This is a genomic window from Hallerella sp. (genome assembly GCF_022776125.1).
In the GTDB taxonomy this organism is placed as follows: domain Bacteria; phylum Fibrobacterota; class Fibrobacteria; order Fibrobacterales; family Fibrobacteraceae; genus Hallerella; species Hallerella succinigenes.
Genome location: NZ_JALFIA010000053.1, coordinates 1 through 10459 on the forward strand (window position 1 = coordinate 1; position 10459 = coordinate 10459).

Here is a 10459-nt window from a genome sequence, read left to right on the forward strand (position 1 = left end):
TTTTTCCGACAGAAAAAGCTGGTTTCTTCATTGAACTTTTTCCTTATGCGACCGACTTCAGGGCCACATGGTTAAAATATATCTCCGAGGGTGTGGTTGTCAAGAGATGAGTTCCTGCGAGCGGCCCTTGCCATCCATCGACAGCGAGTTCGACAGCCTCGAGGCAAGCATCCGGCGGCTGTACCAGTCAATAACCGCGCTCAGGTACACGAACCCGTGCTTGAGCCGGATGTAGGTAATGTCGGTACTCCACACCTGGTTCACGAGCGTAACCTTCACGCCCCGAAGCAGGTAGGGAAACTTACGGTGCATCGCATTGGGCACGGTCATGCGGGTGCGCTTGGATGTTTCGGAGATGCTTTCGCGGCTGCCGACCGGCTTAAATCGCAAGAAATTCAACCATCAAACAATCGGACGCTTAAAAAACTGTCGGATTTTTTCTATGTCGCGAGTCACCGTCAAAGAGAGCATCAGTAAAATGCGCGCCTTTTGCGGGTTCAAAGAACCTGCCGCTATGAAGCCGAATTTTAAATCTTCGACTTCACCGCCTTCCGTGTAAACGCCGCCGTAAGGACACCGTGTAGAACGCACCATCAAAATTCCCTGCTTTACCGCTTTTTCAGCCAGCTGTTGCACAGCGCCATAAAGGTTTCCCCCGCCAACGCCCGCAAGCACAATGCCGTCGTAATGAGCATCGATAAATGCCTGCATCGGGAGCGTAGAAGCTCCGCCGTAGCCGTAAACGATTCCCACGCGCGGAAGTTCCAAAAGTTTTCGCACGTCAAATCCTGCGCTTAAACCGTGTGGCACGCGAAAGTCCGTTTTTACCGCATCCAAAGCGTCAAGCGCGTGGCTGTCTTTTTTAAAAGCTTCGCTCGCTTCAAAAATTTTTTGACCGAGGCAAAGCAAAACTTCGCGACCCGCATTCGTTGCGCTTACCGCCGACTTCACTGCCACAAGCAAATTCGCAGGGCCATCCGCATCCACGGCATCCGAAGGGCGCATGGATCCGACAAGGACAATCGGCTTTGGGCTGTGCACGGTCAGATTCAAAAAGAACGCGGTCTCTTCCATCGTATCGGTGCCGTGAGTGATCACCACACCGTCCACGTCTTCTAACGCGAGAACTTCATCCACGCGTTTAGAAAGCGCAAGCCAAATGGATTCATCCATATCTTGCGAACCGATGTTGCAAAACTGCTCATATTCAAGCGAAGCAATTTCTTTTAAACCGGAAACAGCCGCAAGAATATCTTCGATCGAAGTTTTCCCCGCTTCGTAGCCGTTTCCCGACGATTTTCCGGCGATCGTTCCGCCCGTCGCAATGATTCGGATTTTAGACGCCATTTACTTTCCAAACGGCATAATCAAAATTCTTGAATTCCGTTTATGATTGTAATGGTCGCGCTTGGTCTTTGGCAAGTCTTCGAGAGTACCGTCCCTAAAGCCCAGTTGGTAGAACCAGTCGAGAGCCTGCGTCGTGAGCAAAAAGACCATGCGATAACCACGCATACGGGCTGTCGCCACAAGGTGACGCACAATCGCCGCGCCGACACCCGACTTGCGGTAGTTTGCCGCCACGGCAATCGCCGCGACTTCTGCCGTATTGTCTTCGAAAGGATGCAAAGCGCCGCTACCGTGAATGGCGTTGTCTATCGCGTACACCACGTAATCCTGCAACTTGTCGGAAATCGATTCCTGCGTTCTCGGAATCAAGTAACCCTTGGTAATGTAATCCTGCATAATACGCAGAATATCCGGAATGTCATCGATCGTTGCCGGACGAATACTCGAATACTGATTCGCGTACACCATGGTACCGTCACCGCGGCTCGAGAAGACTTCCTGCAGAACGCTGCCCTGCGTTTCACCGCTCACCAAATGCACTCGGTTTGCTCCCGCCTTGCAAGCGCAAATCGCATTCTTCAAATAATCAACCTGGGTGTACGTGAGCTTTTCCGGATTCAGGTCCAGAATTTCCTGAGCCTGTTCAATATCCAAAGCCGAAATCACACCGCTTGCGGTCACGTCCAAATACTTGGTATTCTTTCCGGTCGTAAGGCCGTCTGCACAAATGCCATTTTCACTGCCAATGAAAAAGAGCTTTCCCACCGTCAAATATTTGCAAAGTTCCATCGCAAGTTCGGTACTCGAAATATTATACGCGTGACCGATCTTGTTCCAGCCGATCGGCGGAATAATGGGAATGTAGTCTTCCGAAAGAATGTGTTCAATGATATTCTTTTCGATGCGCTCAATGCGACCAGTGCGCATGTAGTCCACACCGTCGATAATACCCATGCTGCGCGCGGCAACCCAGTTGCCCTGCATACCGTGGCAACCACCGGCCGTTAAATGGCTCATAATGCGCTGGGCAGCACCCAAAGAAGCCTGTTCCACAAGCGGCAAAGCTTCTTCATTCGTGAGGCGTACACCATTATGAAATTCCGAAGAAATTTCCCAAGCCTTGAGCTGACGGTCAATGCTCTTACGCGTACCGGGAACAATCAAGATTTTGACACCGATCTTGTGCAAAAGCGTAATATCTCGAATCAGCACGGGGAACAGCGGATGATCCATCAGGCTGTCTTCGATTTTCAAAATGAAGAGCTGACCCTTGAAACGGGTAATGTAACCGAAGACTTCGCGAATAAATCCGGCGACTTCGATATTCTGCACATTCAGATGTTCAATACCATTGTTCATACGACTAATATAATTTTTCCACTTTGCCTTTAAAACAAGAACCCGCCATTAGGCGGGTTTTTGTAAAGCTTTTATCGAAGATTAAGCCTGCGGGGCTTCTTCCGAAGCGGCTTCTGCTGCCTGCTGGGCGGCGAGAGCCTTCTTGAATTCTTCGACGGTTGCGATGTATTCGTCGATCTTGTCGTCTCGGGAATCCAAGTGATCCAAAATGATCTTCGTGTGTTCTTCGTTAAAGACCGTCTTGAGCTGGCGATTCGCGTGACCCTTGTAACCCCATTCCTTGATACGCTCATCCGTCAGAATGTAGCTGTCCTGAAGAGACACAAAGTGCATCGGGCCCTGGACCGCGATGTTCTTTTCGAGAGTCATGCATTCCGGTTCTTCTGCACCCGGGGTAGCCATGTAGTTCTGAATATGACGGGAACGAACATCCTTCGTATTCATGATCTTCATGTAGCCCATGATCAGGTACTTGTCTTTATAATCTGCATCGCCGCCTTCATAGCGGGTGCCGAAGAGGATGTAGCGGCTCTTGTTCGTCTGAACGATCTTGTTGATCTGCTTGACGTTGCAGCAAGACATGAAGCCGTAGGTAGAAGTTTCGTAGTTCGGTTCCGAAAAAGAACCCTTTTCGTTTTCATTCAACTGGTCACGGACCGGGACAACGGACAAGCGGCTGGTTTCCACATAGAGCAAACTACCCGTGTTCTTACCACGGAAGCCTTGCCAGCCGGTTAAATTAATTTGAATTTGCGGCATAAATTCGTCCTTTCCTCAGAGTAAAAGAATTAAAAGCGGACCAAGGGTGGTTCGTTTTTCAACAGCAAGATATAAAATTATAGGTTAAAAAGACAAATTTTTTGCAAAAACATCTTTTTCGCCGAAAAATATCGCTCCTCGGCTAAAAAATTCAGGCGTATCGGTCGTCAAAAACTCCACTTTTCCCTGTCGAGTGAGCCTTTTTTCGATTTCCGGATGTCTTTTGAGGTATTCTTTGGTTTTTTGAGCAACAATTTCACCCTGGGACACCACCCGAACCCCTTGCGGAACGACCGACTGAATGACCGGCAAGAGCAACGGATAATGGGTACAGGCGAGCAAAATAGCGTCGATTTCAGGATCTTTTAAAAGCAGACGTTCAATGTCCCGCTTGACAAAAAAACGGGTTCCCTCGCTCTCGATTTCTCCGTTTTCGACGAGGGTCGCCCACAAAGGGCACGCCTGCTGGGTCACCTTCAACTGAGGAAAAAAGTGCCCGATTTCGAGCGGATAGCTCCCTGAAATGACCGTTCCCGCCGTTCCGAGGACGCCCAAATGGCCCGTTTTAGAAAAAGAACCTGCCTCTTCGGCGGTAGGACGAATGATGCCGAGGACGCGGTTGCTCGGGGCGATTTTGGGCAGGTCGTGCTGCTGGATGGTTCTGAGCGCCCGTGCCGAAGCCGTGTTGCAGGCGAGGATCACGAGCGGACATCCGCGGTTAAAAAGAGCCTTGACCGCTTCGAGCGTGTAACGATAAATGGTTTCAAAGGTGCGGGAACCGTATGGGGCGCGAGCGTTATCGCCCAGGTACGTAAAGTCGTATTCCGGAAGCGCCTTGCGCAGTTCGTGAAGAATCGTGAGACCGCCAAATCCCGAATCGAAGACTCCGATCATGTTTACCTCCGCATGCGGGACTGCACCTTGCGAATAGAATCCTTGGCGAATTCTCCCGGCAAGAGCTCTCCCGGCGAAGTGCGAAGGTCATCTTGATTGCGAAAACGCGCCTTGGACGGAGCGTTCATCTTTGCGACTTCCTTTTGAAGTTCGCTCAGGTACTTTTCCCAGTCCTGAATGGACTCGTCGAGTTCCCCGCGCGTTTGCAACATGATATCGCGGAGCTGTTCAAGTTCACGCATCTGGTCGCGCTTCATAATCCAAAGCTCTTCTTCTTCGGGCATGCGCTCGATGTTAAAGAGCAGATTCAGATACTTGTTTTCGGCGGCGATGTAAGCGGAATAAGCTTCCTTGTACATGTAGGCACGGTCTTCGGCCATCGTCTGCTGCGCGGACTTGGTGCCCGAGCAAGCGGAAAACAGGGCGAACGTGCCTACAAAAAAGAATGGTACAAGGGACGTTCTCATTTTTCCACCGGAGTCGTTGCACCGTACGTATAAAGGCGTTCAAGGCCTGTGCTGCTGCGGAACGTCGCCGTGTCACCGGTCTTTGCGTTCACCATCGTATGCACGCCATGCTTGATTTCCTGTTCCTGGCAAGGAATGCCGTTTGTCGGATCGATCGCGACACGGTAAGCCGTTTCATATTCCGCCGAAAGCCCCTTGTTGTAAGCCTGGAACTTTTCGGTGCCTATCTTGCTATTCACGTGCTGTTCCCAGATGTAGTACGGGAAATTTTCCTTTTCCTTGATGTACACCGTGTAGTTCAAACATTCGCGCTTGTCTAAAGTCTGGAAGCCGCTCGTGACCACGGAGTCGATCTGGATTAAGCCGAACTTGAGACGTCCGCGTTCTTCGAGAATCTTTGTGATGTTTCCCTTGGTGGGAACCGGGCCTTTGAGCAGATGCGTCATTTCGTAGCGGTGGCGTTCCTGACGTTCCAAGTGCTTGATGTAGTCCGGGTTCAAAAGCTGGTTGCGCCAACGCTGCGGCATCGGAATGCGGTAGAGCAGGGAGTCGAATTCGTCAAAGCCTTGGATGCTCACCGTGCGAAGGTCCACGCCTTTCGTTTCGACTACCGGAAGCCTCCACTGGAGTTCCGCCGGGTGCGAATTTTTGAGGTAGCCGCGGGAATTGTCGATTTCGAAGCTGCGACGGATGACCGTGGTGTCGCCATTCTGCGAATAGTCCAGATGAACGTAGTCGGCGGTAATCGTTCCAACGCGTTCTACGCCTGTTAAGTCAAACGTGGAATAAATACTTTCGACATAAAGTTCTACAGGAACCGTTTCCGAGAGCTTGTAATTCACTTCAACTTCCGAGGAACAAGCCATCAAGGAAAGAGCCGCTAAAGCGTGGATGCTGTACTTCATTCTTCTCCGTCAATTTTTTCGCTGTTGAGCACGACGCGAATCTGCTTTTCGAGGAGGAGCGCATCCGAATCGGCATTGATAAATCGAACCTTAAAGTTTCCTTCTTTCGCTCTAAAGATTTCTGCCGCATTGGCAATGCCTCCCTTACGAGCCGAAGAAACGAGAATCGTATAGGAACCTTCCTTTGCATTCACCTTGCTCGTTTTGGAAGAAATCTGCTTGCCGTCCGCACTCAAGACTTCCCACTTGATTTTCGAAAAGTCAAAGTTCTTGCCGTAGCGGAACTGCATCACGAACGGATCGGAACTGTGGAAGACACTGCCCGTGTCCACGACGACAGCACGGTTCGAAATAAAATCCTTACCCGTCACAATCGACATCGGTTCCGAAGAACAAGCCGCAAGAATCAAACCTGCAGCGAAAGCCAGTAATAGTTGAAGTTTTTTCATTGTTTCCCCTATGATTTAAAACCAGAAGCGCAAGCCGAAGCGCACATAAAAGTCCGGCAGTTGCCAATCGGATTTATGATCGTCATCATACCACATGTAGTGATATTCTCCGACCGGATTGAGTTCGATGTAAAATTCCAGAGGGACCGGCTTCGGGAATTCCCAGCCCCAGCCGCCCACGATACCCGCGCGGAACGCCAAACCGGATTCCGAATCATACTCATTGCCGAGTTCATCAAAAAGATCCGATTGCCACCAGCCCATACCAGCTGCAGGACCAAAATAAAGGCTCATACGGCCGTACTGCTGCGGTAGAGGAATCACATCGTAAAGATGCCAGTAATAGCCCAGGTAAACACCCAAGGAATTATCGTGCTTGCTAAATTCAAAACTCGTGTAAAGATCGAGCGTGTTCATTGCACCATGGCGAAATTCCAAATCCAAGCCGGCATGTTCACCGCTGTTCCCGCCCTGAAGCCATCCGCCGACAGCCATATTCTTATCTTCCGAACCGACTGCGGCAAAGGTAATGCCTGTGGCGAGCATAATTCCTAGAATCCACTTTTGAAGCATACACGTTACCTCGTTACACGGGAAAATTACAAAATTACACGCGCTTTAATTCGAGGAACATTTCAAAATGCGGGGTCTGCGGGTAAAAGGCAAAGCCTTCTGCGTTCAAAATTTTGTAACCAAAATTTTCAGAAAGCAGTCTAAAGTCCCGGGCAAGAGTTGACGGGTCGCAAGAAATGTAAATCCATTTTTTCGGATTCGCCTTGGCGATCGCTTCGAGGGCGCTACTCGGAAGCCCTGTGCGCGGCGGATCTACAATCAGAACGTCTGCGCCCGAAGCATCATTTTGAGCGAGCCAGTCTTCGGCAGGGGAAGAAACATTGTGCGCTTCGGGTACATTTTTGTTCGCATGGAAAAGCGCCTTACCTTCACGTTCCACGGTGACGATCTTTTTGAAATTCTTTTTTAAGACCGTGGCAAAAAATCCGACGCCGCTGAAAAGGTCAATCAGATATTCCCCAGTTCCCGCCGCCTTTTTGACCGTTTCCACAAGTTCCGGGAGAACTTCTAAATTCGACTGGAAGAAGCAAGCGGAATCCATCGAAATTTTGGCGTCGCCGATTTGCACGGAATTCATGGCGCACTTTTCAAATTCCGCAGGCGACATGCCTTTGTAGTAGTAAGAGATTTTTCCGTTGCCGTTATCGAAAACGGAAAGTTCCGGCACATTCGGGAATGTGTTTGCGGCAAGAGCCTTGTTGAGCGCAGGCGTTAGAACTTTGCACTGCGCAACAGGAATCACATTGTGGCTTTGCGTTTCACGGAATCCCCAGCCTTTGCCGATGCGGACAAGGCGTGCCCGGTTGCGGTAGCCGTAAGGCTTTCCAGAATGGATTTTCCAACTTGCAGGGAGTTCCGTTTTGGCAAAACGACGGAACAGTTCTTCGATCGATTTGCGGTACGCTTCAAGCTGAAATTCAAAAGTCGCATGCTCCATGGAGCAGCCACCGCACTTGCCGTAAAATGGGCACTGCGGTTCTGTGCGAAATTCCGAAGGCTCCAAAATCTTTTTGGCAAAGCCTTTGGCAAAATCCTTTTTGTTCTGCGAAAGAACGACTTCGGCAAGTTCGCCCGTTAATGCGCCCGAAACAAAGCAGACTCGGCCATCTTGCAAATGGGTCAAAGCGTCACCGCCTTGCGCCATGCGTTCCATGCGAAGCGTTACCGTTTCTGCAGGTGCGGACTCTTTAGAAAAGTTCCGTTTATGCGAACGGCGAAAATTCATGAAGCAGACTCCGTCGGAGTTTCCACGGCGGCAAGGAAGAGGCTCGGATCACCGGTAAAAACCTGCGGAGGGCGTTCAAAATCCAACGTCGGAACGCTTGCAATCAAGGCCTTGGTGTAAGCGTGCTGTGGATTTTTTAAGACTTCCGAGGCAACTCCTTTTTCGACTTCACGACCCTTGTACATCACAATGACATTATCTGCAAAAGAACGTACTGTCAAAAGATCGTGCGAAATAAAGATGATCGAAATGCCGAGTTCCTGGCGAAGCTTTTCAAGCAATTTTAAGACTTGAGCCTGAACGGAGACGTCGAGAGCGCTTGTGACTTCGTCCGCAATGATTACCTTGGGATCGACCATCAAAGCGCGGGCGATACCTATGCGCTGACGCTGGCCTCCCGAAAATTCATGCGGATAGCGTGACAGCGAATCGTTTGGAAGCCCGACGAGATCGAGTTCCTTTTTCGCCTTTTCCAAGGCTTCGCTTTTGGAAGTTCCACGGGCGATCAACGGATACGTTAAAATCTGCGCGATCGTCTGACGAGGATTCAAACTGGAATACGGATCTTGAAAGACCATCTGCACGGACTTGCGCACCTGTGCAAAGGCTTTTGCCGAATTCACGTCGACTTCTTTTCCGAAGACGGAATAGGTTCCGGAATGCCACGGCAAAAGGCCCACCAGAGCCTGCGCTAGCGTACTTTTTCCGCAGCCCGATTCCCCGATGACCGCCAAAATTTCTCCTTCTGCCAAAGAGAAGGAAACATTCTGGACTGCTTTCAAATAATCGGAAACACGGGAAAATACCCCACTGCGCATGGGATAGTAAACGGAAATTTTCTCAACACGCAGAGCTTCTTTCATTTTAAGATTCGGAATCCTTTTCCGCTTCTTCGTTCAAATCGGAAAGAGCCTTCTGTACATTCTTTTCGGTAGCAGAAAGGATTGCCTTGCATTCGCGCAAAAGCTTGGTCGCTTCTTCTACCTGACTTGCGAGCTCGTCAACGCTCACATCGCTCTGGTCGATTTTCGAAAGGATTTCTTCCAAGCGATTCATCGCGTTCTGATAGCGGTTATTTTGTTCGCTCATGCAAGCTCCTTGGAAACTTCTTTGGCAAAATCGGAAAGGCTCGGATCGCGAGCGCCCATCACAAGTATCGTGTCGCCGGGTTTTGCAAACTTGGCCATTTCGACGCCACAGGCAGAACGGTCTGCGACAAAGTGGGCATCGACATTTTTTGCCGTTAAATCGTTTACAAGATCTCCCGAAGAGATGTCTCGGGTCACGGTTCCGCCCGCGTAATAAATTTCACTGAAGAAAACACTGTCCTGTTTGCGGAGAGCGCCTGCAATCGAAGCGACCAGATCGTTACGCAAAAAACGGGTCGGGCCAAATCCATGCGGCTGGAAGTAGGCGATGACGCGGCCCTCGGTAAAGTCTTGGGCAGCAGAAATGCTCGCTGCGATTTTCGCAGGATTGTGGGCGAAGTCATCGACCACGGTCACGCCGTTAAAGGTTCCAAGAATCTGATGGCGGCGATGGATGCCCTCGAAGGATTCGAGCGCATCCGCACACTTGCGAAGTGGGACGCCGACGCGCACCGCGACGGCGATCGCCGCAAGAGCGTTCATCATATTGTGATGTCCGGGCAGTGGAACCTTAAACTTGACAAGCTCTCCTCGGTAATGCACGCGGAACGTGATGGAGTAGCCTTCCGGCCTAAAATCGGAGCCTTGAATTCCGCTTTTCGCTTCGAGTCCGAAATCGTCCAGGTGATTAACGCTGTAAGCTTCGGCAAGCTCGTCGGCTTCGTTCACAATGAGCGTTTTATTTTTGCTCGTCACATTGTGCGAAAATTCCGCAAAAATTTTTTGCAACTCGGAAATTTCCTTGTGGTCCTTTCCAATGTTCAAAATCACGCCGATTTCTGGAGAATAGCGGACAAGAGTTCCATCGCTTTCATCGGCTTCGGCGACAAGCCATTCGCCTGTGCCCGCGACGCCGTTTCCGATCTTGCCTTGCTTTTCGAGCGTCACAAGACCCGCGCCCGAAAGAATCGAAGGCGAAAGCTTTGCGTCATTCAGAATATGCCAAATCATGCCGGTCACGGTGCTTTTACCGCTCGTACCGCTGACGCAGATCGTTTTGGTGCTTTCCGAAATTTTGGCGAGCATTTCGCTGCGATGCATACGGGGAACGTTCAGTTCGAGTGCCCGTTTTAAATCCGGGTTGGATTCTTCAATGGCCGTGCTGACGACTATCGCCGTCAAGCCTGCGGTCACGCCAGAGCCATCTTGAGGAAAGCACTTGACGCCTTCCGCTTCGAGCTGAGCGCGAACCTTGTCGCCATCGGCGCTCGAAAATTTACGGTCCGAACCGGAAACGGCAAAACCTTTGCCCGCCAAATATTGAGCGATCGCGCTCATGCCAGAGCCCGCAACGCCTACAAAAAAGAACGACTGATCTTGAGAAAGTTTCATC

The 10459-nt window shown here is 50.5% G+C and carries 12 protein-coding genes and 1 pseudogene; all 13 read right to left on the minus strand.

Annotated features, from left to right (window positions below; translation table 11 throughout):
- Positions 1 to 141 precede the first annotated feature (141 nt).
- A pseudogene (locus MR847_RS06325) lies at positions 142 to 303 on the minus strand (DDE-type integrase/transposase/recombinase); the annotation flags it as partial.
- Positions 304 to 402: 99 nt separating this feature from the next.
- On the minus strand, positions 403 to 1347 hold the full coding sequence (locus MR847_RS06330; protein ID WP_277000093.1) for a type II asparaginase: 945 nt from the start codon (positions 1345 to 1347) through the stop codon (positions 403 to 405).
- On the minus strand, positions 1348 to 2706 hold the full coding sequence (argA, locus tag MR847_RS06335; RefSeq protein WP_100424790.1) for an amino-acid N-acetyltransferase: 1359 nt from the start codon (positions 2704 to 2706) through the stop codon (positions 1348 to 1350).
- Positions 2707 to 2787: 81 nt separating this feature from the next.
- The gene (locus MR847_RS06340) at positions 2788 to 3465 is read right to left on the minus strand and encodes a hypothetical protein (RefSeq protein WP_100424791.1); all 678 of its coding nucleotides are present in this window, start codon (positions 3463 to 3465) and stop codon (positions 2788 to 2790) included.
- Positions 3466 to 3549: 84 nt separating this feature from the next.
- On the minus strand, positions 3550 to 4359 hold the full coding sequence (gene murI, locus MR847_RS06345) for a glutamate racemase (protein ID WP_106520272.1): 810 nt from the start codon (positions 4357 to 4359) through the stop codon (positions 3550 to 3552).
- 2 nt (positions 4360 to 4361) lie between these two features.
- Entirely contained in the window at positions 4362 to 4826 is a 465-nt protein-coding gene (locus MR847_RS06350) for a hypothetical protein (protein WP_287723258.1), read from the minus strand.
- Positions 4823 to 5731: a hypothetical protein gene (locus tag MR847_RS06355; RefSeq protein ID WP_287723259.1), complete on the minus strand. Its 909-nt coding sequence runs from the start codon at positions 5729 to 5731 to the stop codon at positions 4823 to 4825. The genes MR847_RS06350 and MR847_RS06355 overlap by 4 nt, the downstream gene beginning before the upstream one ends.
- Entirely contained in the window at positions 5728 to 6180 is a 453-nt protein-coding gene (locus MR847_RS06360) for a hypothetical protein (RefSeq protein WP_100424795.1), read from the minus strand. The genes MR847_RS06355 and MR847_RS06360 overlap by 4 nt, the downstream gene beginning before the upstream one ends.
- A 15-nt stretch (positions 6181 to 6195) precedes the next feature.
- Positions 6196 to 6753, minus strand: a complete 558-nt coding sequence (locus tag MR847_RS06365; RefSeq protein ID WP_146139541.1) for a porin family protein — start codon at positions 6751 to 6753, stop codon at positions 6196 to 6198.
- A gap of 34 nt (positions 6754 to 6787) precedes the next feature.
- Positions 6788 to 7978 carry a class I SAM-dependent RNA methyltransferase gene (locus MR847_RS06370; RefSeq protein WP_287723260.1) on the minus strand — a complete coding sequence of 397 codons (1191 nt, stop codon included), beginning with the start codon at positions 7976 to 7978 and terminating at the stop codon, positions 6788 to 6790.
- A complete protein-coding gene (locus MR847_RS06375) occupies positions 7975 to 8841 on the minus strand; it encodes an ATP-binding cassette domain-containing protein (protein WP_287723261.1) in 867 nt (288 codons plus the stop codon). Before MR847_RS06375 ends, MR847_RS06370 begins: the two co-directional genes overlap by 4 nt.
- Position 8842: 1 nt before the next feature.
- A complete protein-coding gene (xseB, locus tag MR847_RS06380; RefSeq protein ID WP_287723262.1) occupies positions 8843 to 9067 on the minus strand; it encodes an exodeoxyribonuclease VII small subunit in 225 nt (74 codons plus the stop codon).
- The gene (locus MR847_RS06385; protein ID WP_287723263.1) at positions 9064 to 10458 is read right to left on the minus strand and encodes a UDP-N-acetylmuramate--L-alanine ligase; all 1395 of its coding nucleotides are present in this window, start codon (positions 10456 to 10458) and stop codon (positions 9064 to 9066) included. Before MR847_RS06385 ends, xseB begins: the two co-directional genes overlap by 4 nt.
- Position 10459 lies beyond the last annotated feature (1 nt).